Source organism: Streptomyces sp. NPDC002088 (assembly GCF_040296605.1).
Lineage (GTDB): Bacteria > Actinomycetota > Actinomycetes > Streptomycetales > Streptomycetaceae > Streptomyces.
Map to the genome: position 1 here is coordinate 238847 of NZ_JBEOXO010000005.1, position 25793 is coordinate 264639.

A 25793-nucleotide genomic window follows, 5' to 3' on the forward strand; every position below is an offset into this window, starting at 1 on the left:
TCCGGTCTCGTGTCAGACGGTCGGGGGCACCCGTGACGGCCGTCCCGAGCCGCGCGTCAGCGCGTATCCGCCGATGCCCGCGAGCGCGGCCAGCATGCCGCCCAGCGCGGTCCACACCCAGCGGTCGGACCACCAGCCGGAGGACCAGCCGTCGTCGGGCTCGATGCTGGACAGCACCGCCGACGTCGTCGAATCGTCGGACTCGGCCTCGGACTTGACCGCGATCCCCGGCACCAGCGGCTGGGCCAGCGAGCCGTCCACCGCGGCCGAGCCGCCGATGTCCTTGGAGTCCACCCGCACCTCGGCGTTCACCGGCAGGCCCAGGTCGGCGGTCTTCAGGCCCACCACCGTGAGCCGGACGTAGTAGGTGCCCGGCAGCGGGTCGTTGTCCCACGCCTGCGACCAGGCGCGCACCGTGCGCAGGGTGCAGGCCAGCTCGACGGAGGTCGCGTCCTGGGCCGCGGTGCGCGTCTGCGCCCCGTACTGGCAGGCCTGGCGGCGGCGCAGACCGTCGTACACGTCGATCTGCCAGGACTGGCCGGCGTGCGACTCCGGCAGCTTCACCGTCGCCTTCACGGTCGGCCGCTGTCCGGCGTCCGCCGGGAACGACCAGTACAGGTAGTCACCGGCGGAGCCGCTCGCCGTGGCCGTCTGCCCCTGTTCGATCTCGGTCGCCGTACGGAACGACGTGCCCGCCTGGGTGGGCGCCTTTCCGTCGTCGGACGGACTCGCGGAGGGAGAGGAGTCGGCCGCCGCGGGGCCCGCGGCCAGCCCCAGTGTCAGCAGGGCCAGGCTCAACACACGGGTGATTCGCATCAGTTGGTCCTCCAGACCGCGACGCGCCAGCGTGACAGCCAGCCCCACAGCACACCGGCGAGGAAGCCGGCCAGGATCAGCGCACCGAGCAGCCACCAGCCGCGGCCGAGGCCGAAGGAGGCCACGTCGCTCGCCTGGGACGGTCCGTCCACGACGTCGACGGTCAGCTCCAGCGGCATGCCGGGCGTGGTCTTCACGCCGGAGGCCGCGGAGAAGGAGTTGGTCACCTGGAGGCAGACCGTCTCGGCGGGCGCGTCCTCCTCGTCGCTCTCGGCCTTCGGGTAGCGCAGCCCGGTCGAGATGACGTCCGTACGGCCGTTGCCGGCCGCCTCGCCGCGCACGATCTCACGGGCGTGCACGGTGACCGCCCGCAGCAGCACCCCGTAGTCGGGGTTCACGGCCCGGTCGGCCGCCACGCTCACCGAGGCGCGCAGCTCCTGGCCGGGGTTCACGTCCACGCGATACCAGCGCTCCTGGCCGAACTCCTCGCGGTCGGTGTACAGACCGGACTTCAGGGTCGGCGCCTGGGAGCACGCGGCCGCGCCCTCCGTGGCGACCGGCGTCACCACGGGATCGGCGGCCCGGTCCACCAGCTGGTTGACCTTGTCGGTCAGTTCGTCGGTGTGCTCCACCGAGGTGTAGGTGCCGCCGGTCGCCTCGGCGATGCAGCTCAGCTGCTGGCGCATCTTAGTGTTCGGCACCAGACCGAGCGTGTCGATGGTGAGGCCGATGCCCTTGGCCGCGATCTCGCGGGCCACCTCGCACGGGTCGAGCGGGGCGCAGGTGTCCTCGCCGTCGCTGATCAGCACGATGCGCTTGGAGCCGGTGCCGCCGTCGAGGTCGTCGGCCGCCTTCAGCAGGGCGGGACCGATCGGCGTCCAGCCGGTGGGCGTGAGCGTCGCCACCGCCGTCTTCGCCTCGGTCCGGTCCAGCGGGCCGACCGGGTAGAGCTGCGCGGTGTCCTTGCAGCCCGTCTTGCGGTCGTCGCCGGGGTAGTTGGCGCCCAGCGTGCGGATGCCGAGCTGGACCTCCTCGGGCGTCGCGTCCAGCACCTCGTTGAACGCCTGCTTCGCCGCGGCCATCCGCGACTTGCCGTCCATGTCGTTCGCGCGCATCGACCCGCTCACGTCGAGGACGAGGTCGACCTTCGGTGCGTCGGCGGTGGTCTCGTCGGCGACCGCCCCGGCCGGGAACGCGATCCCGGCCGTGAGCGCGGCGAGCAGGGCGCAGATCCCCGCCGCCAGCCGTTGTGTTCTGATCATCGGCGGATCCTATTGATCAGACAGGCCTCGCCACAAAGCGGGGTTGACCTGGCTTCAAAAACGGCGTTCGCCTCGCATCAGAACGGGGCCGTCCCGAACGGACTGGGCAGCTCCGCCCACTGGTCCCCGGCCACCCCCGGCGACAGCCGCATCAGCGTCAACGCCTTCGCCGGCAGCGGCTCTTCGAGCAGCGCCACCAGGTCCGGGGTGCGGGCCAGATCCGGTACGGCTGTATCGAGCGCCTCGCGCAGCGCGGCCGCCGACCCGGCCGTCCCGGCCAGCGCGCCCGCCACCAGCGAACCGAACAGCTTGCGCCGCAGGGTCGTCACATCGTCCGTGACGATCCGTCCGGTCAGCTCGGGGAGCGGGATGCCGTGCCGGGCCAGCCGCTGCGGGCTGACGCGGATGTCGGCGAGGTCGCGGTAGACCAGCCGTAGCGGGGTGCCCGTCTCCGACAGCACCACGAGGAGGTTCTGGCCGTGCGCCTCCAGGGCGACACCCAGCTCCAGCAGGCGCAGCCCGACCGTGAGCGCGAGCCGCGTGAACTCGGCCGACCAGCCGGGGGACTGCGGCAGCTTCGTGGTGGCGAGGGCGGCCACCGGCACCACGTGCTCGCCCGGCGCCCCGAACACCTGCGGCGACTCCCGCAGCACGGCCGCCAGGTCGGGCGAATGGGCCGTGGCCGCGCCCAGCGTGCGGGTGACGTGCAGCAGGCCGTCCGTGCGCGCCGCCAGTGCCTCCGCGAACGTCGAGAGGGTCGCGGACATCGAGACCGACGAGACGGAGATGTCCCGCACCGAGGACGTCAGCCGGGCACTGAGCGCCGTCTTCACGTGCGGCCCGCCGGGCAGGGCGAGGGTGCGCAGGGACATCAGCGGATGCGCGGCGAGCCCGGCGTCGCCCGCCCGCTTGAGCACGTGCGCCTGCTGCCAGGGATGCACCGGCAGCACCACCCGCTCCCCGTCCCGCAGCCACCCCGGCCACGCGCCCGTCACCAGGCACTCGTCGGCCGCCACCGACACCAGCCCCAGCTCCACCAGCGGCCGGTGCTCGGGCCCGTACGCGAGCTGCTCGGCGACCGAGAAGCCGGGCCGGGAACGGCAGTTGGGGTGAAACGGATGCCCGTCGACCACCCGCTGCTCCCACTCCCATTCGCTCGCGGGCCACTCGTCCGTGTGGTCCGGCTGCCCGGCCCGGGACAGCGCCAACGACGCCACACTGTGGCCGAGTTCGGCCGCGAAGGCCGCGCCGTGCGGCACGGCGAGCGCCGTGAGCAGCAGCTCCGGACGGTCGTACGCCACTTCCTCCAGTCGTACGGCGGTGACGTACGCGGCAGTGGCGTACGGGTCCGGGGCCGGGCCGTGCAGCCGGCGGCCGTCGGAGAGGCGCAGGGTGAGCCCGTCGCCGCCGGGTTCGCGGTGCGTGATCCACGGCAGCGGCTCATGGGCCAGCGCGCGCCACAGCCGGGTCAGGACCGCCGCCCGGGCACCGGGCAGCTCGGCAGCGAACCGTGACACGAGGTCGGAGCGCACGGCGGCCAGTTCGGCGGCGACCTCGGCCTCGGCGCTGGGGTGTCGGTACACGGACGGGCTCCTCGGGTACGAGTAGGGCGTCACGGCGGGCGGTGACGACAGCGATACTGATCGTCTCCGCCCGACTGGACCGTTAGGGAACGAGTGGATCGCGTGGACTTCCTGCCCTCGCCCGGCGACGACGACGCCGTACCGCCCGACGGTGCCGCCGCGGTGCTCGACGACATCGCCGACCTGGCCGACGCGTACGCGGCAGCGCCCCTGCTCAATTGTCTGCTGCGCGAGGTCGCCCGCCCGCTGGACGCCCCCGGCCGGCGACCGGTCCACCGGCTCCCCAGCGGGCGCCTGCTGCGCGTGCGCGGGACGCGGCGGCCCGTCGAACCCGAGGTCCACGCGGCGGGCGCCTGGCACCGCCTCGGCCACACCGAGCTCGTCAAACTCGTCGCCGAGGAGCTGCGCGGGCACACCGGCCTGTCCAACCACGAACTGCCCACAGAGATGATCGACAGCCGGGACGCGGTCGCCGCACTGCTCACCGCCCGCGCCCGCGCCACCCCGCCCGACGGCCTCTACCTGCGCTCCGAGCAGTCCCTGATCACCGGCCACCCCCACCACCCGGCCCCGAAGGCGCGCGGCGGCGGCCCGGTCGCCGGCTGGCTGCCGTACGCCCCCGAGGCGCACGCCCGCTTCCCGCTGGTGCTGCTCGGCGTGCGCGAGGACACGGTCGTCGAGGACGGCGACACCTCGGCGCTCGACTCCCTCGGCGAGGCCCCGACCGGCTACCGGCTGCTGCCCGCTCACCCCTGGCAGCTTGACCTCGTCGGCCGTGAGCTCGCCCCCGCCTTCGCCGACGGCCGTCTGATCCGGCTGGGCACGACCGCGTCCGAGGCCTGGCCCACGGCCGCGATACGCACGCTGTACGCCCCCGAGCGCGATCTCTTCCTGAAGTTCAGCCTGGACGTCCGCATCACCAACGACATCCGCCGGCTGTGGCGCCACGACCTGCTGAAACTGCGCCGCACCGACGCCGCGGTCGCACGCGCGTTCGCGTCGGCCGACGGATCCGCGGCCTGGCTCAGCGACCGCGGCTACCGCACCGCCGGCTTCGCCTTCGAGGAACTGGCCGTCCTGGTCCGCGACGGACTGCGCGACCACGTCCGCCCCGGCGCGACGCCACTGCTCGCCGCGGGCCTCGTGGAGGGCTTCGCGGGCAGCCCGCCGGCCGCTGCGGCGGACCCGGCGGCCTGGTGGGAGGCGTACCTGGGCGCCGTCGTACCCCCGGCCGTCGCCGCCTTCGCCGACCACGGCGTCGTACTGGAGGCACACCTGCAGAACACGCTGGTCGCCGTCGACGCCGACGGCACGCCGGTGCAGGCGCTGTTCCGGGACGCCGAGGGCGTCAAGCTGCTGCCGGACGTGTCCCGGGCGGCCGGCTGGGAGCGGCTGGTGTACTGCCTGGTCGTCAACCACCTCACCGAGTTCGCCGGGGCCCTGGCCGAACGCCACCCCGGCCTCGACCCCTGGCCCGCCGCCCGCCGGGAACTCGCCCGCCACGACCTCCCCGAGATCGAGGCCCTGCTCGTCTCGCCCACCCTCCCCGGCAAGACGAACCTGCTGCTGCGCTGGACGGGCGCGGACGGCGCGGACGCGCGCTACCGGCCGCTGCCCAACCCGCTGGCCGGGGCCGGGTGAGCGGCTGGCTTACCCTGGCCGGTGTGCTGCGCGATGTGACTGCTGTTCGATACGTGACCCCTCTGCGGTCCGGTGGCTCCGTGCCGGGAGTCGTCGAGGCCGACGACCTGGGCACCTACGTCGTGAAGTTCACCGGCTCCGCGCAGGGCCGCAAGGCGCTGGTCGCCGAGGTGATCGTCGGTGAGCTGGCCCGCGCGCTCGGGCTGCGGTTCCCCGAACTGGTCCTGGTGCGCTTCGACCCGGAGATCGCCGCGCACGAACCGCACCAGGAGGTCCGGGACCTGCTGAACGCCAGCGCGGGAGTCAACCTCGGCATGGACTACCTGCCGGGCGCGAAGGACTTCACGCCCGAGGTGGCCAGGACGTTCCCCGTCGACCCGCTGGAGGCGGGCAGAATCGTCTGGCTCGACGCCCTGACCGTGAACGTCGACCGCACCATCCACAGCTCCAACCTGATGGTCTGGCCCACGTTCGGGACCGCGCCCCCGCGCCTGTGGCTGATCGACCACGGTGCCGCGCTCGTGTTCCACCACCGCTGGGACGCCGCGGCACCCGGGAAGGCGTACGACTTCCGGCACCACGCCCTGGGCCACTACGGGCCCGACGTGCGGGCCGCCGACGCCGAACTGGCCCCCCGGGTGACCGAGGAACTGCTGCGCGAGGTCGTCGCCGAGGTCCCCGACGCCTGGCTGGCCGGCGAGCCGGACTTCGCCACGCCCGGCGACGCCCGCGCGGCCTACGTGGATCACCTCCACGCGCGCGTGCGGGCCTCCGAGGCCTGGCTTCCCACCGACTTCCCCAGCCGGGAGGAGCTCGCCGCCGAGGAGGCCCGGCGGGCTGCGAAGACACAGGAAGGCCGGCCGAACTGGCTCAAGCGGGTCCCGGACCTGCACGGCAAGCCGGCCGCTGAACAGGATTGGTCGGTGCACCTGGGATGACGGACGTCCAGCGCGTGGAGATCGAGTACTGCACCCAGTGCCGCTGGCTGCCGCGAGCCGCCTGGCTGGCGCAGGAGCTGCTGACGACCTTCGAGGCCGAGCTGACCGAGCTGGCGCTGAAGCCGGGCAAGGGCGGGGTCTTCGTCGTCCGCGTGAACGACGAGGTGGTGTGGGACCGGCGCGAGCAGGGCTTCCCGGAGCCCACGGAGGTCAAGAAGGCCGTCCGCGACCGAGTGGCCCCGGGGAAGTCCCTGGGCCACTCGGACAGGTGAGGGTGCTTGGGGTCCTGAGGGTTCAGCCCTTGAGCTGCTCGTAGGCGGGCAGCGTCAGGAAGTCCGCGTAGTCCTCGTCGAGGGAGACCGTCAGCAGCAGGTCGTGGGCCTGCTGCCAGTGGCCGGCCGCGAACGCCTCCTCGCCGATCTCCGCGCGGATGTTCGACAGCTCCTTTGCCGCCACCTTGCGGGCCAGCTCCGGCGTGGCCTTCTCGCCGTTCTCGAACTCGACGCCCGCGTTGATCCACTGCCAGATCTGCGAGCGGGAGATCTCGGCGGTGGCCGCGTCCTCCATCAAGTTGAAGATCGCGACCGCGCCGAGGCCGCGCAGCCAGGCCTCGATGTAGCGGATGCCGACCTGGACGGCGTTGACCAGCCCGCTGTACGTCGGCTTGGCGTGCAGTGAATCGACGGCGATCAGGTCGGCCGCCTTGACGTCGACGTCCTCGCGCAGCCGGTCCTTCTGGTTCGGCCGGTCGCCGAGCACAGCGTCGAAGGACGCCATGGCGATCGGCACCAGGTCCGGGTGGGCCACCCACGACCCGTCGAAACCGTCGTTCGCCTCGCGGTCCTTGTCCGCCTTGACCTTCTCGAAGGCGACCTTGTTGACCTCCTCGTCGCGCCGCGACGGAATGAACGCCGCCATGCCGCCGATCGCGTGCGCGCCGCGCTTGTGGCAGGTGCGGACGAGGAGTTCGGTGTACGCCCGCATGAACGGGGCTGTCATCGTCACGGCGTTGCGGTCCGGGAGCACGAACTTCGCCCCGCCGTCACGGAAGTTCTTGACGATGGAGAACAGGTAGTCCCACCGGCCGGCGTTCAGCCCGGAGGCGTGCTCGCGGAGTTCGTAGAGGATCTCCTCCATCTCGTACGCCGCCGTGATCGTCTCGATGAGGACGGTGGCGCGGACGGTGCCCTGGGGGATGCCGACGTAGTCCTGCGCGAAGACGAAGACGTCGTTCCAGAGGCGGGCCTCCAGGTGCGACTCCGTCTTCGGGAGGTAGAAGTACGGGCCCTTGCCGAGGTCGAGCAGGCGCTGCGCGTTGTGGAAGAAGTACAGGCCGAAGTCGACGAGGGCGCCGGGGACCGGGCGGCCGTCGGCGTCGACGAGGTGACGCTCGTTCAGGTGCCAGCCGCGCGGGCGCATGACGACGGTGGCGAGTTCGGCATCGGCCTTCAGGGCGTACGACTTTCCGCTGCGCTCGTCCGTGAAGTCGATGTTCCGGGTGTAGGCGTCGCTCAGGTTGAGCTGGCCGAGGACGACGTTCTCCCAGGTGGGCGCGGAGGCGTCCTCGAAGTCGGCGAGCCAGACCTTGGCGCCCGAGTTGAGGGCGTTGATGGTCATCTTGCGGTCGGTGGGGCCGGTGATCTCCACCCGGCGGTCGTTCAGGGCCGCGGGGGCCGGGGCCACCTTCCAGGAGTCGTCCGCGCGGACGGCGGCGGTCTCCGGGAGGAAGTCGAGCGTGGAGGTGCGGGCGATCTCGGCGCGGCGCTCCGCTCGACGGGCGAGGAGCTCGTCGCGGCGCGGCGTGAAACGCCGGTGCAGCTCGGCCACGAAGGCGAGCGCAGCGTCGGTGAGAACCTCATCCTGCCGGGGCAGGGGCTCGGCGTCGACGATGGCCAGCGGGGACGGCGCTGGTGCGGACATGAGCTGTCACTTCCTTCAGCGAGCGTGGCACCGGGTGCCAGGCGACCCGGGTAGGGCAAGGAGCGCCCGAAGAGCGGGCAGGCGCTTCTGAACAGTGGATAATAGTTTCCTCATGGTGGAAGTTCAATGTTTTGTTGATGTCGAGATTCTCCGAGTCGAGGCAAGGTGGCGCTCGGTGCCACCCCGCTCACTCGAGGTGGACCAGGTCGGCTTCCGTGTCGATGTCGTACGGCCGGGCCACGTCCCCGCACTCGACGAGCGTGATCGCCTCCGCGTGGTCCCGCAGATAGACGCGTGCCCCCCGGTCCCCGGTCGCAGTCGCGGCGATGCCCGCCCAGTGGTCGGCGCCGAACAGGACGGGATGGCCGCGCACGCCCTCGTAGGCGGCCGAGACCAGGGACGTCCCGTCCCGGAACTCGGCCAGGACCCGCCCCACCGCCTCCGCGCCGATGCCGGGCTGGTCGACCAGCGAGACCAGCGCCGCCCGTACGCCCGTCCCGGTGAGCGAGTCGAGTCCGGCCCGCAGTGAGGTGCCCATGCCCTGCTCCCAGTCCGGGTTGTCCACCAGTACGCAGTCGCCGAGCTCCGACCGCTTCCGTACGGCGGCCGCCTGTGCCCCCAGGACCACGTGGACGCGGTCGCACCCGGCCGCACGCAGCACCGCCACCGCATGCTCCACCAGCGGCCGCCCCCGATGCGTGAGCAGTGCCTTGGGCCGGCCGCCGAGCCGCCGTCCGCCGCCCGCGGCGAGCAGCAGTCCCGCAACCGCGGGCATCTCCCGAGTCGCAACCGTGGGCGTCTCCCGAGTCGTCTCAGGTGTCGTCATGGACCCTGCATACCGCATCGTGCGGGTGGTGGCCGGAGCGGCGCATGGGGTTGGATGACGCCATACGAAGACCGGGGGCGAAGTGGGCACTGGGGAGCGCGAGTTGGACTCGGCAGGGAACGCGGCGGCGAACGAGGGAGTCTTCAAGCCGCTGGAGACGGGGGACCCCGATGCGGTCGCCGGATACCGGATCTCCGCGCGGCTCGGTGCGGGCGGCATGGGCAAGGTCTATCTGTCGTACACGCCCGGCGGCAGGGCCGTCGCGGTCAAGGTGATCCGGCCGGAGTTCAGTGAGGACCCCGAGTTCCGGCGCCGCTTCAAGCACGAGGTCGACGCCGCACAGCGGGTCCAGGGCCTCTACACCGCGCCCGTGATCGACGCCGACACGGACGGGGCGCGACCCTGGCTCGCCACGGCCTACGTTCCCGGTCCCTCGCTCGCCGACGCGGTCGGCGCGCACGGGCCCCTGCCGGTGCCCACGGTGCTGCTCCTCGTCGCCGGGATCGCGGAGGCGCTGCACGTCATCCACGGCGCCGGCATCGTGCACCGCGACCTCAAGCCGTCGAACGTGCTGCTGGCCTCCGACGGTCCCCGAGTGATCGACTTCGGCATCGCGCGGGCGGCGGACGCGACCTCGCTGACGAGCAGCGGCGTCACCGTCGGCACCCCGTCCTTCATGGCGCCCGAGCAGGCGGCGGGACGGGAGGTCACCGCGGCGACCGACGTGTTCGCGCTCGGCCAGGTCGCCGCCTACGCGGCCCTCGGCACGCCCGCGTTCGGCGAGGGCACCGGTCACGGCGTGCTGTACCGGATCGTCCACGAGGACCCCGAGCTGACCGCGCTGCCCGAGGAGGTGCGGGAGCTGGTGACCCGTTGCCTCGCCAAGGACCCCGCGGCCCGGCCCTCCGTCATGGATGTCATCACGCTGTGCCAGGCGGCCAACGCGGAGACGGCCCTGCGCCGCCCGGAGGAGTGGCTGCCCAGCGCGGTCGCCGCGGACATCACCTCCCGAGTGGCCGCCCCGGCCCCGCCGCTCGCACCGCCCACGGCGCCGGCCGTGCCGCCGGCGCCGTCCACGGCTCCCGCCGTACCGTCCGCGCCGCCGGCCGGCTACGTGCCGACACAGGCCTCCACCCCGACCACGCCCCCGCCGGGCTTCGGCCCGGCCGCCGCGCCGTGGCCCCCCACCGCGCCGCCCGCCCCCGTGCCCCAGATGCCGACCCAGCCGTCGGTGGCCGTGACCTCGCCCGTTCCCGCGGCCGCTCCGGCGCGCCGGAGGGGCCGCCTCGTCGCGACCGTGGTGGCCGGGATCCTCGTCTTCGCGGCGGCGGGGGCCGGGACGGCGTACGTCCTGACCAAGGACGACGGAGGGGACAAGGGCACGCAGTCGGCTCAGGGCGCCGGGGACACCGCGAGCCCGGCGGGACAGGACACGACCCCGAGCGCGACGCCCAGTGGCGACGACGGACAGGGGACTGACGATGAGACTCCCGAGTCGACCGGATCGCCGAGCAGCACCGTCGACGCGGGGGCGGCACCGGACCTCGACAAGAAGGGCGTCAACGTCGTCGACAGCTACCACCTGACGTTCACCGACGACGCGCTCAGGCCGGTCGGGGACGACTCGGAGAGCGATGTCGGCTACAGCTGGCAGTCGGACTCGATCCAGACGGACGGCCGGCTCATCCTGCTCTCCCGTTCGGAGGCGGGCACGCTGGAGACCTGCCGCACGGAGACCCGCTACGCCTCCAGCGTGAGCACCAACAGCCTCTCCAAGGGGCAGCAGATCTGCGTCCTCACCGACGCCGGGGACGTCGGCCTCGTCACCTACCAGGGGCTCTCACCCGACTCCGACCCGAGCCGCTACGTCACCCTCGACGTGAAGGTGTGGCGCGGCGCGCTCTGAGCAGCCTTGGCGAAGTCCGGTGCGGTATCGCGCCCCGTAAGGGGCGCGGGGCTGTGTCGGTATGCGGCTCCGCCGCGTGGGCGCGACCAGCCTCCACCGGCCCGCGGGTTCGTCATCGCGCTTCCAGCGGAGCGCTCAGCCCTGCGGCAGCCGTACGACGGCCCTGTGGTGCAAGGAAGTTGACGACGCACCGGACTGGCGTACGCGGGCCCGCGTGGCGTTAACTGGGCGCCCGCACCGACCGGCCGGGCGCACGACCAGCGCCCGGTGCGGGGCATGCAGCAGAACGGAACGCGCACAACGACGTGCGAGGGGGAGGACTGCGTTGCGGAGTGTGGAGCAGAGGCCTGTGACCGGGAGCGAGAAGGATCCGCGGGTGACGGAGCTGCGCTCCGCCGTGTCCCGGCTGCGCCGCGAACTCGCCGCTCACCCTGCCGAGTTCCCCGACCGGGGCATCGCCGAGGAGGAGCTCGCCGCACTGAACGCCATGGCTCTCGGGGGCGCCCCCGAGATACCGCACCTGCGCCGCTCGCTGCTGCTGATCGCGGGCGCCATCGGCTCGGTCAGCGCCCTGGCGCAGGGGTTGTCGGACGTCCGCGCGGCGGTGGAGCTCTTCGGTGAGCCCCCGCGCCGCTGACGTCCGGCGCATTTCCGGCAGGGGTTACGCGCCGTTGCCGCCGCCCGAGCTGGCCAGGGCTTCCGACAGTTCACCGGCGACCTGCTGGAGCACCGGCACGATCTTCTCCGTCGCCGCCTCCGTGACCCGGCCCGCCGGGCCGGAGATCGAGATCGCGGCGGCGGTGGGGGAGTCCGGCACGGAGACCGCGAGGCAGCGCACGCCGATCTCCTGTTCGTTGTCGTCGACCGCGTACCCGGCGCGCCGCACGTCCTCCAGCGCCGCGAGGAAGCCCTCGGGCGTGACGATCGTCTTCTCCGTCGCCGCGGGCATGCCGGTCCGGGCGAGCAGGGCGCGTACCTCGTTGTCCGGGAAGCCGGCGAGCAGCGCCTTGCCCACGCCCGTGGAGTGCGGCAGGACGCGTCGGCCGACCTCGGTGAACATGCGCATCGAGTGCTTCGACGGCACCTGTGCCACGTATACGATCTCGTCCCCGTCGAGCAGCGCCATGTTCGCCGTCTCGCCGGTCTCCTCGACCAGGCGGGCGAGGTAGGGGCGCGCCCAGGTGCCGAGCAGCCGGGAGGCGGACTCGCCGAGGCGGATCAGGCGCGGGCCGAGCGCGTACCGGCGGTTGGCCTGCTGGCGTACGTAACCGCAGGCCACCAGGGTGCGCATGAGGCGGTGGATGGTCGGCAGCGGCAGCCCGCTGGTCGCGGAGAGCTCGCTCAGCCCGACCTCGCCGCCCGCGTCCGCCATCCGCTCCAGCAGGTCGAAGGCGCGCTCCAGTGACTGGACCCCACCACTGGCGGACTTGGCGGAGTCGGTGGTGCTGGCGCTGGACGTCGGCACGGCGCGTTCCTTTCGCGTGGCAGGGGAAGCAGCAGCCTACCCGGCGGTCGGTTGACTCCCCGCTTGTGCGGTAGCTACGTTCTGCCTAATGGAATTCTAATTCCACTTTGCGGAAATGTCCAGAGTGGTCGCGTCCGATGCACTGTGGAGAAGTGTGCTCTTGACGGCGCGAGGGTGGGAGTGAAGACTCCTTCAACAGAACGTTGAATTCCGTGACATGGAAGTAAATCCCCGTGTCTCGGAAGTAAACGGCGGCAGAGAGAGGGGTCCGGGTGTCCGACGCTGAACTGGTGCTGCGCTCGACGCGCGTCATCACTCCGGAAGGGACGCGCGCCGCCTCGGTCGCGGTCTCCGCCGGGAAGATCACGGCCGTACTGCCGTACGACGCCGAGGTGCCGTCCTCGGCCCGCCTGGAGGACTTCGGCGACGACGTCCTGCTGCCCGGCCTGGTCGACACCCACGTGCACGTCAACGACCCCGGTCGCACCGAGTGGGAGGGCTTCTGGACCGCCACGCGCGCGGCGGCGGCCGGCGGCATCACCACCCTCGTCGACATGCCGCTCAACTCCCTCCCGCCGACGACGACCGTCGACAACCTCCGTACGAAGCAGCAGGTCGCTGCCGACAAGGCGCACATCGACGTCGGCTTCTGGGGCGGCGCCCTGCCCGACAACATCAAGGACCTGGGCCCGCTGCACGACGCCGGCGTCTTCGGCTTCAAGGCGTTCCTGTCGCCGTCGGGCGTGGAGGAGTTCCCGCACCTCGACCAGGACCGGCTCGCGCAGTCGCTCGCGGAGATCGCCGGGTTCGGCGGCCTGCTGATCGTGCACGCCGAGGACCCGCACCACCTCGACGCCGCCCCACAGCACGCCGGCCCCAGGTACGCCGACTTCCTCGCCTCCCGCCCGCGCGACGCCGAGGACACCGCCGTCGCAGGCCTCATCGCCCAGGCGAAGCGCCTCCACGCGCGCGTGCACGTCCTGCACCTGTCGTCGAGCGACGCACTCCCGCTGATCGCCGCCGCCAAGGCCGAGGGCGTACGCATCACCGTCGAGACCTGCCCGCACTACCTGACCCTGACCGCGGAGGAAGTCCCCGACGGTGCCAGCGAGTTCAAGTGCTGCCCGCCCATCCGCGAGGCCGCCAACCAGGACCTGCTGTGGCAGGCGCTCGCGGACGGCACGATCGACTGCGTGGTCACCGACCACTCGCCGTCGACGGCCGACCTGAAGACCGACGACTTCGCCACCGCCTGGGGCGGCATCTCCGGCCTCCAGCTGAGCCTGGCGGCGGTCTGGACCGCGGCCCGCGAGCGCGGCCACGGCCTCGAGGACGTCGTCCGCTGGATGTCCACGCGTACGGCACAGCTGGTGGGGCTGGACGATCGCAAGGGCGCCATCGCGGCGGGCCGCGACGCCGACTTCGCCGTGCTCGCGCCCGACGAGGCCTTCACCGTGGATCCGGCGGCCCTCCAGCACCGCAACCGCGTCACCGCGTACGCGGGCCGGACCCTGTACGGCGTCGTGAGGTCCACCTGGCTGCGCGGCGAACGCATCGTCGCGGACGGCGAGTTCACCGAGCCGAAGGGCCGCCTCCTCACCCGCACCCCCTGATCCACCCCCCCGCACCCGCAGCGGCCGACTCTCGAAAGGAACCCCTGATCACCGTGACGGCGACTCCGACTTTCACCGGCGACGCGAACCCCTACGGAGGCGGCGATCCCTATGCGGACTACCGCACCGCCGACTTCCCCTTCACCCACCACGCCAACCTCGCCGACCGGCAGCTCGGCGCCGGTGTCATCGCCGCCAACGACGAGTTCTTCGCCCAGCGCGAGAACCTGTTGCTGCCCGGGCCGGCCGAGTTCGACCCCGAGCACTTCGGGCACAAGGGTAAGATCATGGACGGCTGGGAGACGCGCCGCCGGCGCGGCGCCTCGGCCGAGCACCCGTGGCCGACGGCGGAGGACCACGACTGGGCGCTGGTCCGCCTCGGCGCCCCGGGCGTCGTACGGGGCATCGTCGTCGACACGGCCCACTTCCGCGGCAACTACCCCCAGGCGGTGTCGGTCGAGGGCACCTCGGTGGCGGGCTCCCCGTCCCCGGAGGAGCTCCTCTCCGACGACGTGAAGTGGACGACGCTGGTCCCGCGCACACCGGTCGGCGGCCACGCCGCCAACGGCTTCGCCGTCTCGGTCGAACAGCGCTTCACCCACCTGCGCGTCAACCAGCACCCCGACGGCGGCATCGCGCGCCTGCGGGTGTACGGCGAGGTCGTGCCCGACCCCGAGTGGCTGGCGGTCCTCGGCACCTTCGACGTGGTCGCCCTGGAGAACGGCGGCCGGGCCGAGGACGCGTCGAACCTCTTCTACTCCCCGGCGACGAACACCATCCAGCCGGGCCGTTCCCGCAAGATGGACGACGGCTGGGAGACCCGCCGCCGCCGCGACCAGGGCAACGACTGGATCCGCTACCGGCTGGCGGCCCAGTCCCAGATCCGCGCCATCGAGATCGACACCGCGTACCTGAAGGGCAACAGCGCCGGCTGGGCGTCGGTGTCGGTGAAGGACGTCGATGAGGACGGGGCCGGCGACTGGCGCGAGATCCTCCCCCGCACCCGCCTCCAGCCCGACACCAACCACCGCTTCGTCCTGCCGGCCCCCGCCGTCGGCACGCACGCGCGCGTGGACATCTTCCCGGACGGCGGCATCTCCCGGCTGCGCCTGTTCGGCTCCCTGACGGAGGAGGGCGCGAACCGCCTCGCGGCCCGCCACCAGGAGCTGGGCGGCTGACACCCACACGCGCGTGGGGCACGCCGGCCGGACAGCACCGGCGCGCCCCCGCGGCGGGCGGCCCCGCCGGCTGACGTGGTCGAAACTCGTCGGAACTCTTCCCTCCACTTCCCGCGTTCTCTCCTCGTGACCCTTAAGCAAGAGATCGTCGGCAACGCCATGCAGATGGCGGTCGTCAACCTGTACCCCGGCCAGACCGTGTACTGCGAGGCTGGGAAGTTCCTGTTCAAGACGACGAACGTGACCATGGAGACCCGCCTGAGCGGCCCGTCGAACAGCGGCGGGCAGTCGCAGGGCGGCGGCGCGGGCGGCTCCGGCGGCATGGGCGGACTGCTGCGGCAGGCCATGGGGACGGCCATGCAGGTCGGCCAGCGCGCGCTCGCGGGCGAGTCGCTGGCGTTCCAGTACTTCACCGCCCAGGGCGGCGAGGGCACCGTCGGCTTTGCCGGTGTGCTGCCCGGAGAGATGCGTGCCCTGGAGCTCGACGGCACGCGCGCGTGGTTCGCGGAGAAGGACGCCTTCGTGGCCGCCGAGTCCTCCGTCGACTTCGGCATCGCCTTTCAGGGCGGCCGTACCGGCATGAGCGGCGGCGAGGGCTTCGTCCTGGAGAAGTTCACCGGCCGCGGCACGGTGATCATCGCCGGCGCGGGCAACTTCATCGACCTGAACCCGGCCGACTTCGGCGGCCGCATCGAGGTCGACACCGGCTGCGTCGTCGCCTTCGAGGAGGGCATCCGGTACGGCGTCCAGCGCGTCGGCGGTCTCAACCGCCAGGGCATCATGAACGCCGTCTTCGGCGGCGAGGGCCTGTCCCTGGCCACGCTCGAGGGCAACGGCCGCGTCATCCTGCAGTCCCTCACCATCGAGAGCCTCGCCAACGCCCTGAAGAAGGCCCAGGGCGGCGACAAGCAGGGCCCGACGGGCGGACTGTTCTCGACCCACGCCGGTTGAGGCGATGAGTTGCGGGTGCCAGTGGGGTCTGCACTGATGACGGCAGACCCCACACAAGGAAGCAGGCACTCGCCATGGGCAAGCTGGTCTCCACGATCTTCGTCACCCTCGACGGCGTCTACCAGGCGCCCGGCGGCCCGCAGGAGGACACCCGCGGCGGCTTCCAGCACGGCGGCTGGAGCTTTCCGTACGGCGACGACGACTTCGGCCGGTTCATCAACGAGGTCTTCGACGGCGTCGGCGCGTTCCTCCTCGGCCGCCGGACGTACGACATCTTCGCCTCGTTCTGGCCGAAGGTGACCGATCCCGCCGACCCGGTCGCCGGCAAGCTGAACGCGCTGCCGAAGTACGTCGCCTCCTCGACCCTCACCGCCCCCGACTGGGCCGGCACCACCGTCGTCAGCGGCGACCTGGCCAAGGAGGTCACCGTCCTCAAGGAGCGCACCGACGGCGAGCTCCAGGTGCACGGCAGCGGCGCCCTCGTGGGCTCCCTGCTGGCGCTCGACCTCGTCGACACCCTCCATCTGCTGACCTTCCCGGTGGTGCTCGGCACCGGCCTGCGCCTGTTCACGGAGGGTGCCGTGCCGACCGCCTTCCGGCACGTGGGCGGCCGCGTCACCGCCGCCGGTGTCTCCATCCAGACGTACGACTTCGCGGGACGGCCGGAGTACGGCTCGTACGAACTCCCGGACAACGGCTAGCCGCAGGTTAACTTCCCGAAAACTCATGGGACTTGACGGGAGAATCTGCGGGGTTGTCATTGACATGCCACGGTCTACGCGCGTCATCATGTGGGCATGAGATTCCCCCCACGAATCACCCGCATCGGAGCCTCGGCCGCCGTCCTGTCCGCCCTCCTCGTCGGCGGCACCGTCTCCGCCACGACGGCGCACGCCGCGGTCGGCAGCGTCTGCTACACCAAGCTGCCGTCCCAGGCGTACGACACGCTCGAACTGATCGAGGAGGGTGGGCCGTTCCCGTACTCGCAGGACGGGGCGGTCTTCCAGAACCGGGAGGGTGTCCTGCCCTCGCAGTCGACCGGCTACTACCACGAGTACACGGTGAAGACCCCCGGGTCGTCGACGCGCGGAGCGCGCCGCATCGTGACCGGGGAGAAGACCGACGAGGACTACTACACCGCGGACCACTACGTCACGTTCAACCTGATCAACTACGGCTGCTGAGCCGACTGTCCGATCACGGTTGACCGCGCAGGAACGGCGCGACCGGCCGGAGGTCCGTCCCCCACTCAGCCGGACCTCCGAGCAACTCCAGTAAGTGCTTCACGCCCCAGACCCTCGCCCCGCGGACCCCCCACATGCATCGGCCGCGGGGCGAGGCACCTACGACGGAAGCCTCCGGCCCGCCCGCGGTGGTCGCGTCGAAGGTCTGCGGTACGGCCTGGCCGACGGGCTCTCGAAGAAGAGGCCGGCCGCGCCGGGCACTGACCGCCCCGCCCGCGCGTTGTCGGTGCACCGGGAGCATCAGTGAGGGGGAGAGCCGATGACGGACGCGACGCACGTGATCGATCTGGGGGAGTTCGGCGACCGGTTCCGGGCCGATCCGCACCCGGCATACGCGCGGCTGCGTGAGCGAGGTCCGGTGCACCGGGTGCGGCTGCCCGCGCCCGACGCGTATGAGACCTGGCTCGTGGTGGGGTACGAGGAGGCACGCGCGGCGCTCGCCGACACTCGGCTGTCGAAGGACGCGAGCAAGATCGGAACGACGTTCCTCGACGAGGAGCTGATCGGCAAGTACCTGCTGGTCGCCGACCCGCCCGAGCACACACGGCTGCGCGGGCTGGTGTCACGCGCGTTCACCATGCGCCGAGTGGAGCGGCTGCGGCCGAGGATCCAGGAGATCACGGACGAACTGCTCGACGCGATGCTGCCACACGGCTCCGCCGACCTTGTGGAGTCCTTCTCGTTCCCGCTGCCGATCACGGTGATCTGCGAGCTGCTCGGCGTCCCCGAGATGGACCGTACGGAGTTCCGGAAGCTGTCCACGGAGGCGGTCGCGCCCACCAGCCTGGAGAACGAGCACGACGCCTTCGTCCGGCTCGCCGCCTACCTCGGCGACCTGATCGAGGACAAGCGCTGCGCCGGACCGGGCGAGGACCTTCTCAGCGACCTCATCCGCACGACAGCCGAGGACGGCGACCGACTCTCGCCCTCCGAGCTGCGCGGCATGGCCTTCATCCTGCTCGTCGCCGGCCACGAGACCACCGTCAACCTCATCACCAACGCCGTCCACGCGCTGCTCACGCACCCCGGTCAACTCGCCGCCCTGCGCGCCGACATGAGCCTCGTCGACGGCGTGGTCGAGGAGACCCTGCGCCATGAGGGACCCGTGGAGAACGCGACGTTCCGGTTCGCTGCCGAGCCTCTGGAGATCGGCGGCACGCGCATCGAGAAGGGTGAGCCGGTGATGATCGGGCTCACCGCCGCCGACCGGGACCCGGACCGTTTCCCCGCCCCGGACCGCTTCGACATCCACCGTGACGCCCGCGGTCACCTCGCCTTCGGCCACGGCCTGCACTACTGCCTGGGCGCCCCACTGGCCCGCATCGAAGCGCGTACGGCGATACGGTCCCTGCTGGAGCGCGCCCCTGGCCTCGCCCTCGCCGGCCCGGCGGGCGAGTGGCTGCCGGGGATGCTGATGCGCGGCGTGCGCAGCCTGCCGGTCCGTTGGTAGCCCTGGTGCGTTCGTAGCCCCGATGCGCTGGTGGCCCCGGCCGGCTGTGATCTGCGAGCTGGATCGGCGAGCTGTGATCGACGGGCTGTGATCGGCGGGCTGTGATCGGCGGGCTGTGATCGGCGGGCCGGCTCACCGTGACGCCGACGCCACCCCGCCCGGGATCTCCGCCAGACCCACCGCTCTGCGCTCCCGTCGGGACACGTCGCAGGCCTCGGCGATCCTGAGGGCCTGCAAGGCCTCGCGGCCGTCGCACGGATTGGCCAGCTCGCCCCGCACGACCTCGACGAACGCGCACAGCTCGGCCTCGTACGCGGGTCCGAAGCGCTCCAGGAAACCGGTCCACGGCTTGTCCGCGGCCGGCGGCCCGGTCGGCTCCGTGGACGCGATCGGCGTGCGGTCGTCCAGGCCGACCACGATCTGGTCCAGTTCCCCGGCCAGCTCCATGCGGACGTCGTAGCCCGCACCGTTCAGCCGCGTCGCCGTCGCCGTCGCCAGCGTGCCGTCGTCGAGGGTGAGGACGGCCACGGCCGTGTCGACGTCGCCCGCCTCGTGGAACATCGCGGGACCGGCGTCGGACCCGGCGGCGTAGACGTCCACCACCTCGTGGCCCGTCACCCAGCGCAGGACGTCGAAGTCATGGATCAGCGTGTCCCGGTACAGCCCGCCGGACAGCGGCAGCCACGCAGCCGGGGGCGGGGCCTGATCGGACGTCACGGCCCGGACCGTGTGCAGCCGGCCGAGCCGGCCTGAGCGGACCGCCTCGCGCGCGCCTGCGTAGCCCGCGTCGAAGCGGCGCTGGAAGCCCATCTGAAGGACCGTTCCTGCCGCCTCGACCTCGGCGATGGCCTGCAGGGTGCCGGGCAGGTCGAGGGCGATGGGCTTCTCGCAGAACACCGGTAGTCCCGAGCGTGCTGCCCGGCCGATCAGTTCGGCATGGGCCGACGTCGCCGTAGTGATCACCACGGCGTCCACGCCCCAGGTGAAGATCTCGTCCACCCCCGGCGCCGCCGTCTCGCCCAGCCGGTTCGCCAGCTCCTGGGCGCGCGCGGGGTCCACGTCCGTGAGGATCAGTGATCCGACCTCGCGATGGCGACTGAGTGTGTTCGCATGGATCGTGCCGATGCGACCCGTACCGATGACGCCGATGCGCATGTGAACAAACTGAGGGCAGACCCGGCACGCTGTCAATGCGTATGTCCAGACAATCGAACTACACGACTTCCCGTCAACCGGCCACGGGGCTACGCTCGCCCCGTGCCGAAACCAGAAGTGGACCCGACCGTGCAGCTCGAGCTCAGTGTGGACCGGAGCTCTCCCGTGCCGTTGTACTTCCAGCTGTCCCAGCAGCTGGAGGCCGCGATCGAGCACGGCACGCTCACTCCCGGCAGCCTGCTCGGCAACGAGATCGAGCTCGCCGCACGGCTCGGCCTGTCCCGGCCGACGGTCCGCCAGGCCATCCAGTCGCTCGTGGACAAGGGTCTGCTGGTGCGCCGCCGAGGCGTCGGTACGCAGGTCGTGCACAGCCAGGTCAAGCGCCCGCTGGAGCTCAGCAGCCTCTTCGACGACCTGGAGGCGGCCGGACAGCGCCCGGCGACCAAGGTCCTCGTCAACACCGTCGTCCCGGCCTCCGCCGGGGTCGCCGCCGCGCTCGCCGTGACCGAGGGCAGCGAGGTGCACCGGGTGGAGCGGCTGCGCCTCGCGCACGGGGAGCCGATGGCGTACCTGTGCAACTACCTGCCGCCCGGGCTGCTCGACCTGGACACCACGCAGCTGGAGGCCACCGGCCTGTACCGCCTGATGCGCGCCGCCGGCATCACCTTGCACAGCGCCCGCCAGTCCATCGGCGCCCGCGCCGCCACTGCCGCCGAGGCCGAGCGGCTCACCGAGCCAGAGGGCGCCCCGCTGCTCACCATGCAGCGCACGACCTTCGACGACACCGGCCGCGCGGTCGAGTTCGGCGACCACATCTACCGGCCGAGCCGCTATTCGTTCGAGTTCCAGCTACTCGTACGGCCCTGAACCGCGCCTGTTTTCGGCCCCTGGCTCCCGCCCGTTTTCGGCCCCTGTGCTGCGTCTGTTACCCGGCTGTGTTCGTCGCATTGTCAGGACAATGCGACCGGCTCACGGTCCCCGGTCACCAGGCGTGCGGTCCCTATGCTCCATACTGGGGCGTTTGGGGTAGGTGGTGTCACCGTCGGTGAGGCTGCCCGCCCCTTGCGTACCACTGAACACAGCAAGAAGGGCACCGCCTCGTGGCACGGTTTCGGACCTGGGCAGGGATCGCGTTGGCGGGGGCACTGTGCGTCTCCCTGGCCGGGTGCAGCAGCACCGGCGGAAAGCGCGCCGAGGACGCCCGCAAGGCCGCCGCGGCACAGGGCAAGGCGGCGGTGAACACGCCCCGCTGGACCTTCGCGATGATCACCCACTCGGGAGACGGCGACACCTTCTGGGACATCGTCCAGAGCGGCGCCGAGCAGGCCGCCGTCAAGGACAACATCAACTTCCTGTACTCCCACGACGACGAGGGCCAGCAGCAGGCCCAGCTCGTGGACGCGGCCGTGGACAAGAAGGTCGACGGCATCATCGTCACGCTCGCCAAGCCGGACGCCATGAAGGCCGCCGTCGCCCGGGCGGAGAAGGCCGGCATCCCGGTGATCACCGTGAACTCCGGCTCGGCCGAGTCCAAGGCCTTCGGCGCTCTCGCGCACATCGGCCAGGACGAGACGGTCGCCGGCGAGGCCGTCGGCGACGAGCTGAACAAGCGCGGCCGCAAGAAGGCCGTCTGCATCCTGCACGAACAGGGCAACGTCGGCCACGAGCAGCGTTGCGCCGGAGTGAAGAAGACCTTCGACGGAGAGGTGGAGAACCTCTACGTCAACGGCACCAACATGCCGGACGTGCAGTCCGCGATCAGCGCCAAGCTCCAGGCCGACCAGTCGATCGACACGGTCGTCACCCTCGGCGCACCGTACGCCGACACCGCCGTGAAGGCCCGGCAGGACGCGCGCAGCAAGGCTGAGATCGACACCTTCGACCTCAACGCCAAGGTGGCCGCCGAGCTCAAGGACGGCACGCTCGGCTTCGCCGTGGACCAGCAGCCGTACCTCCAGGGCTACCAGGCCGTGGACCTGCTGTGGCTGTACAGGTACAACGCCAACATGCTCGGTGGCGGCAAGCCCGTGCTCACCGGACCGCAGATCATCACCAAGGACCAGGCTGCCACGCTCGAGGAGTACACGAAGCGGGGCACCCGATGAGCGCGACGACCGATGAAAGGATCCTGCACACCTCTCCGCTCCGCAGGCTGCTGGGCCGCCCCGAACTGGGCTCGGTCGTCGGAGCGATCGCCGTCTTCGTCTTCTTCGCGTTCGCGGCGGACAGTTTCCTGCGCGCTTCCAGCCTCAGCACGGTCCTGTACGCGTCCTCGACGATCGGCATCATGGCGGTCCCGGTCGCGCTGCTGATGATCGGCGGCGAGTTCGACCTTTCGGCGGGCGTCCTGGTGACGTCGTCCGCGCTGATCTCGTCGATGTTCAGCTACCAGATGACGGCGAACGTCTGGGTCGGCGTCGGGGTCTCCCTGCTCGTCACCCTGGCGATCGGCGCCTTCAACGGCTTCATGCTCACCCGCACCAAGCTGCCGAGCTTCATCATCACGCTCGGCACCTTCCTGATGCTGACCGGCATGAACCTCGGCTTCACCAAGCTGATCGACAGTACGGTCTCGACCAAGACGATCGCCGACATGGAGGGCTTCTCGACGGCGCACGACGTCTTCGCCTCGACCCTCACCCTCGGCGGCGTCGACTTCAAGATCACCATCCTGTGGTGGTTCGGCCTGGTCGCCGTCGCCTCCTGGATCCTGCTGCGCACCCGCATAGGTAACTGGATCTTCGCGGTCGGCGGCAACAAGGACGCGGCCCGCGCGGTCGGCGTCCCCGTGGACAAGACCAAGATCGGTCTCTACATGGGCGTGGCGTTCGGCGCCTGGATCTCGGGCCAGCACCTGCTCTTCTCCTACGACGTCGTCCAGTCCGGCGAGGGCGTCGGCAACGAGCTGATCTACATCATCGCGGCCGTCATCGGCGGCTGCCTGATCACCGGCGGCTACGGCAGCGCGATCGGCTCGGCGGTCGGCGCGTTCATCTTCGGCATGACCAGCAAGGGCATCGTCTTCGCCGAGTGGAACCCCGACTGGTTCAAGTTCTTCCTCGGAGCGATGCTGCTCCTCGCGACCCTGCTCAACGCCTGGGTCCGCAAGCGCGCGGAGGCCACCAAGTGACGCATCCCACGGAGACCACGGAACGTACGGCAGAACGTACGGCGCTCGTGGAGCTGTCCGACGTCAGCAAGCACTACGGCAACGTCCGCGCCCTCGAAGGCGTCTCCCTGGAGGTGCACGCGGGCGAGATCACCTGCGTCCTGGGTGACAACGGTGCGGGCAAATCAACATTGATCAAGATCATTGCTGGGCTGCATCACCATGACGGAGGCGTCCTGCGCATCGAGGGTGAGGACACCCGCCTGTCCTCCCCGCGCGAGGCCCTGGACCGCGGCATCGCCACCGTCTACCAGGACCTGGCCGTCGTAGGACTCATGCCGGTCTGGCGCAACTTCTTCCTCGGCTCCGAACCCCGCAAGGGCAGCGGCCCCTTCAAGCGCATGGACGTCGACCACATGCGCAGGACCACCCACGCCGAACTGCTGCGCATGGGCATCGACCTCCGCGACGTGGACCAGCCCATCGGCACGCTGTCCGGCGGTGAACGTCAGTGCGTGGCGATCGCCCGGGCCGTGCACTTCGGCGCGAAGGTCCTGGTCCTCGACGAACCGACGGCGGCGCTGGGCGTGAAGCAGTCGGGCGTGGTCCTGAAGTATGTGGCGGCGGCACGGGACGAGGGCCTGGGTGTTGTCTTGATCACCCATAACCCGCATCACGCGTACTTGGTAGGCGACCGTTTCGTGCTCCTGAAGCGCGGCACGATGGTGGGCAACCACACGCGCGAGGGGATCACCCTGGACGAGCTGACAAGCCAGATGGCAGGCGGAAACGAGCTGGACGATCTACGTCATGAGCTGCAGCGCGGATAGGGGCGCGGGGCCGTATCGAGGTGCGGCTCCGCCGTCCGGGGGCGATCAGCCACAACGCACCCCCACTGCTCCCCGTACAGCACCCCGTGGAGCGGTGAGGCAGAATCGGGCCTGATGAGCACCTACCGCGACCTCAGCGCCCCCATCGGCTCGCGCCGCGCCCCCGTGCTGCGTACCGTGGGCACCCGCGAGCGCCGCTCGCACCTCACCGCACCCCGTGTGCCCACGGTCGGCATCGACATCGGCGGTACGAAGGTGATGGCGGGCGTCGTCGACGCCGACGGCAACATCCTGGAGAAACTCCGCACGGAGACCCCGGACAAGTCCAAGAGCCCGAAGGTCGTCGAGGACACCATCGTCGAACTGGTCCTGGACCTGTCCGACCGGCACGACGTGCACGCCGTCGGTATCGGCGCGGCCGGCTGGGTCGACGCCGAGCGCAACCGCGTCCTGTTCGCCCCCCATCTCTCCTGGCGGAACGAACCGCTGCGCGACCGCCTCTCGGGCCGTCTGTCGGTGCCCGTGCTCGTCGACAACGACGCCAACACCGCCGCCTGGGCGGAGTGGCGCTTCGGCGCAGGACGCGGCGAGGACCACCTCGTCATGATCACGCTCGGCACCGGCATCGGCGGCGCGATCCTGGAGGACGGCCAGGTCAAGCGCGGCAAGTTCGGCGTCGCGGGCGAGTTCGGCCATATGCAGGTCGTGCCCGGCGGCCACCGCTGCCCGTGCGGCAACCGTGGCTGCTGGGAGCAGTACAGCTCCGGCAACGCGCTGGTCCGGGAGGCCAGGGAGCTGGCCGCCGCCGACTCCCCGGTGGCGTACGGGATCATCGAGCACGTCAAGGGCAACATCGCCGAGATCACCGGCCCGATGATCACCGAGCTGGCCCGCGAGGGCGACGCCATGTGCATCGAGCTGCTCCAGGACATCGGCCAGTGGCTCGGCGTCGGCATCGCGAACCTGGCGGCCGCGCTCGACCCCTCCTGCTTCGTCATCGGCGGCGGGGTCTCCGCGGCCGACGACCTGCTGATCGGCCCCGCACGGGACGCCTTCAAGCGCCAGCTCACCGGCCGCGGCTACCGCCCCGAGGCCCGCATCGTCCGCGCCCAGCTCGGCCCCGAGGCCGGCATGGTCGGCGCCGCCGACCTCGCCCGCCTGGTCGCCCGTCGCTTCCGCCGCGCCAAGCGGCGCCGGGTGGAGCGGTACGAGCGCTACGAGCGGTACGCGGAGTCCCGCCGTACCCAGGACACCGCATGACCGCCTCGCTGCCCCGCCAGGCCGCACCCCCGGAAGAGCCGTCCCAGCAGGCCGAGGACCGACGACACCGGATCCGCCGCAGGGCGCTCACCCTGCTGATCATCGTGCTGCTCATCGGTGTCCCGGCCGGCTATCTGGTGATCTCCGCCAACCAGAGCCGCGACAGCGGCAAGGACAAGGAAGCGAAGTACTCGGCGACCGGCCTGACCGAGGGCTGGCCGTCGAAGGTGCAGCGCCGCCTCTACCAGGTGCCGGTCCCGCACCCGGCGAACAAGGTCGCGTACTACGAGACGAACAACTGGAAGACCAGCCGTCTCTACGTGCAGTTCCAGACCACGAACGCCGGCCTGAACGCCTTCCTCAAAGAGCTGGGCATCGGCCAGGAGCAGCTGAAGAAGGACGACATCGCCATCGGCGACCGCGACCAGGACGTCACCGGCTGGACGTTCACGGGTCCCGGTGCCCGTCAGGGCCCGTACTGGGGGTTCGTCCACGAGCAGAAGAACCCGCAGCCGACGCACGACGTGGTCGTGAACTGGGGCAACCCCACGTACCCCATGGTGTACGTCGTCGCTCGCACGGTTCCTTGATCCGGCGGGGCCCGGACGGTCGCCGGGGCCGATTGTCAGACCCCGCCCGTAGAGTC

24 protein-coding genes are annotated in these 25793 nt (G+C 71.4%); 17 read left to right on the forward strand and 7 right to left on the reverse strand.

What is annotated here, in order from left to right; genetic code table 11:
* Nucleotides 1-12: 12 nt before the first annotated feature.
* The 3 genes from ABT114_RS13440 to ABT114_RS13450 all read right to left on the reverse strand — a co-directional run bounded on the left by ABT114_RS13440 (nt 13) and on the right by ABT114_RS13450 (nt 3661).
* Complete coding sequence (locus ABT114_RS13440) at nt 13-816, reverse strand: hypothetical protein (RefSeq protein WP_351141879.1); 804 nt, start codon at nt 814-816, stop codon at nt 13-15.
* A complete protein-coding gene (locus ABT114_RS13445) occupies nt 816-2078 on the reverse strand; it encodes a VWA domain-containing protein (protein ID WP_351141881.1) in 1263 nt (420 codons plus the stop codon). The genes ABT114_RS13440 and ABT114_RS13445 overlap by 1 nt, the downstream gene beginning before the upstream one ends.
* 77 nt (nt 2079-2155) lie before the next feature.
* Complete coding sequence (locus ABT114_RS13450) at nt 2156-3661, reverse strand: IucA/IucC family protein (RefSeq protein ID WP_351141883.1); 1506 nt, start codon at nt 3659-3661, stop codon at nt 2156-2158.
* A gap of 93 nt (nt 3662-3754) precedes the next feature.
* On the opposite strand from ABT114_RS13450, the gene ABT114_RS13455 reads away from it, so the two are divergent.
* From ABT114_RS13455 to ABT114_RS13465, 3 genes are read left to right on the forward strand one after another with little or no spacing between them, the layout of a single operon-like run.
* Nucleotides 3755-5302, forward strand: a complete 1548-nt coding sequence (locus ABT114_RS13455) for an IucA/IucC family protein (RefSeq protein WP_502988315.1) — start codon at nt 3755-3757, stop codon at nt 5300-5302.
* Between the two features lie 23 nt (nt 5303-5325).
* Nucleotides 5326-6240, forward strand: coding sequence for a HipA family kinase (locus tag ABT114_RS13460; RefSeq protein WP_351141885.1), 915 nt, complete (start codon nt 5326-5328; stop codon nt 6238-6240).
* Nucleotides 6237-6512 (forward strand): Rdx family protein, encoded by a 276-nt coding sequence (locus ABT114_RS13465; RefSeq protein ID WP_351141887.1) that lies wholly within the window; start codon nt 6237-6239, stop codon nt 6510-6512. The genes ABT114_RS13460 and ABT114_RS13465 overlap by 4 nt, the downstream gene beginning before the upstream one ends.
* A gap of 22 nt (nt 6513-6534) precedes the next feature.
* Here ABT114_RS13465 and aceB read toward each other — a convergent pair whose 3' ends face one another.
* Nucleotides 6535-8160: a malate synthase A gene (gene aceB, locus ABT114_RS13470; protein WP_351141889.1), complete on the reverse strand. Its 1626-nt coding sequence runs from the start codon at nt 8158-8160 to the stop codon at nt 6535-6537.
* A gap of 187 nt (nt 8161-8347) precedes the next feature.
* Nucleotides 8348-8935, reverse strand: a complete 588-nt coding sequence (locus ABT114_RS13475) for a nucleotidyltransferase family protein (protein ID WP_351141890.1) — start codon at nt 8933-8935, stop codon at nt 8348-8350.
* Between the two features lie 154 nt (nt 8936-9089).
* On the opposite strand from ABT114_RS13475, the gene ABT114_RS13480 reads away from it, so the two are divergent.
* The gene (locus tag ABT114_RS13480) at nt 9090-10892 is read left to right on the forward strand and encodes a serine/threonine-protein kinase (protein WP_351141892.1); all 1803 of its coding nucleotides are present in this window, start codon (nt 9090-9092) and stop codon (nt 10890-10892) included.
* Between the two features lie 349 nt (nt 10893-11241).
* Nucleotides 11242-11529, forward strand: a complete 288-nt coding sequence (locus ABT114_RS13485) for a DUF5955 family protein (protein WP_351141894.1) — start codon at nt 11242-11244, stop codon at nt 11527-11529.
* Between the two features lie 24 nt (nt 11530-11553).
* On the opposite strand, the gene ABT114_RS13490 is transcribed toward ABT114_RS13485, so the two are convergent.
* Nucleotides 11554-12357, reverse strand: coding sequence for an IclR family transcriptional regulator (locus tag ABT114_RS13490; RefSeq protein ID WP_351141895.1), 804 nt, complete (start codon nt 12355-12357; stop codon nt 11554-11556).
* 272 nt (nt 12358-12629) lie between these two features.
* Between ABT114_RS13490 and allB the strand changes: the two genes are divergently transcribed.
* The 6 genes from allB (at nt 12630) to ABT114_RS13520 (ending at nt 18793) form a co-directional block, all read left to right on the forward strand.
* Nucleotides 12630-13970, forward strand: a complete 1341-nt coding sequence (gene allB, locus ABT114_RS13495) for an allantoinase AllB (protein WP_351141896.1) — start codon at nt 12630-12632, stop codon at nt 13968-13970.
* Nucleotides 13971-14023: 53 nt separating this feature from the next.
* A complete protein-coding gene (alc, locus tag ABT114_RS13500; protein WP_351141898.1) occupies nt 14024-15148 on the forward strand; it encodes an allantoicase in 1125 nt (374 codons plus the stop codon).
* Nucleotides 15149-15274: 126 nt separating this feature from the next.
* The gene (locus ABT114_RS13505) at nt 15275-16099 is read left to right on the forward strand and encodes an AIM24 family protein (protein ID WP_351141900.1); all 825 of its coding nucleotides are present in this window, start codon (nt 15275-15277) and stop codon (nt 16097-16099) included.
* Between the two features lie 74 nt (nt 16100-16173).
* Nucleotides 16174-16800, forward strand: coding sequence for a dihydrofolate reductase family protein (locus tag ABT114_RS13510; RefSeq protein ID WP_351141902.1), 627 nt, complete (start codon nt 16174-16176; stop codon nt 16798-16800).
* A gap of 96 nt (nt 16801-16896) precedes the next feature.
* Complete coding sequence (locus ABT114_RS13515; protein WP_351141904.1) at nt 16897-17283, forward strand: guanyl-specific ribonuclease; 387 nt, start codon at nt 16897-16899, stop codon at nt 17281-17283.
* Between the two features lie 319 nt (nt 17284-17602).
* Complete coding sequence (locus tag ABT114_RS13520; RefSeq protein WP_351141906.1) at nt 17603-18793, forward strand: cytochrome P450 family protein; 1191 nt, start codon at nt 17603-17605, stop codon at nt 18791-18793.
* A gap of 132 nt (nt 18794-18925) precedes the next feature.
* Here ABT114_RS13520 and ABT114_RS13525 read toward each other — a convergent pair whose 3' ends face one another.
* Entirely contained in the window at nt 18926-19948 is a 1023-nt protein-coding gene (locus tag ABT114_RS13525; protein WP_351141908.1) for a Gfo/Idh/MocA family protein, read from the reverse strand.
* A gap of 129 nt (nt 19949-20077) precedes the next feature.
* Between ABT114_RS13525 and ABT114_RS13530 the strand changes: the two genes are divergently transcribed.
* From ABT114_RS13530 to ABT114_RS13555, 6 genes are all read left to right on the forward strand, one after another.
* The gene (locus ABT114_RS13530; protein WP_351142213.1) at nt 20078-20815 is read left to right on the forward strand and encodes a GntR family transcriptional regulator; all 738 of its coding nucleotides are present in this window, start codon (nt 20078-20080) and stop codon (nt 20813-20815) included.
* A 233-nt stretch (nt 20816-21048) separates the two neighbouring features.
* A complete protein-coding gene (locus ABT114_RS13535) occupies nt 21049-22053 on the forward strand; it encodes a sugar ABC transporter substrate-binding protein (protein ID WP_351141911.1) in 1005 nt (334 codons plus the stop codon).
* Entirely contained in the window at nt 22050-23078 is a 1029-nt protein-coding gene (locus ABT114_RS13540) for an ABC transporter permease (protein WP_351141913.1), read from the forward strand. Before ABT114_RS13535 ends, ABT114_RS13540 begins: the two co-directional genes overlap by 4 nt.
* Nucleotides 23045-23887, forward strand: a complete 843-nt coding sequence (locus ABT114_RS13545) for an ATP-binding cassette domain-containing protein (protein ID WP_502988324.1) — start codon at nt 23045-23047, stop codon at nt 23885-23887. The genes ABT114_RS13540 and ABT114_RS13545 overlap by 34 nt, the downstream gene beginning before the upstream one ends.
* A 114-nt stretch (nt 23888-24001) precedes the next feature.
* The gene (locus ABT114_RS13550) at nt 24002-25147 is read left to right on the forward strand and encodes an ROK family glucokinase (protein WP_351141917.1); all 1146 of its coding nucleotides are present in this window, start codon (nt 24002-24004) and stop codon (nt 25145-25147) included.
* Nucleotides 25144-25737 (forward strand): sugar kinase, encoded by a 594-nt coding sequence (locus ABT114_RS13555; RefSeq protein WP_351141919.1) that lies wholly within the window; start codon nt 25144-25146, stop codon nt 25735-25737. The genes ABT114_RS13550 and ABT114_RS13555 overlap by 4 nt, the downstream gene beginning before the upstream one ends.
* Nucleotides 25738-25793 lie beyond the last annotated feature (56 nt).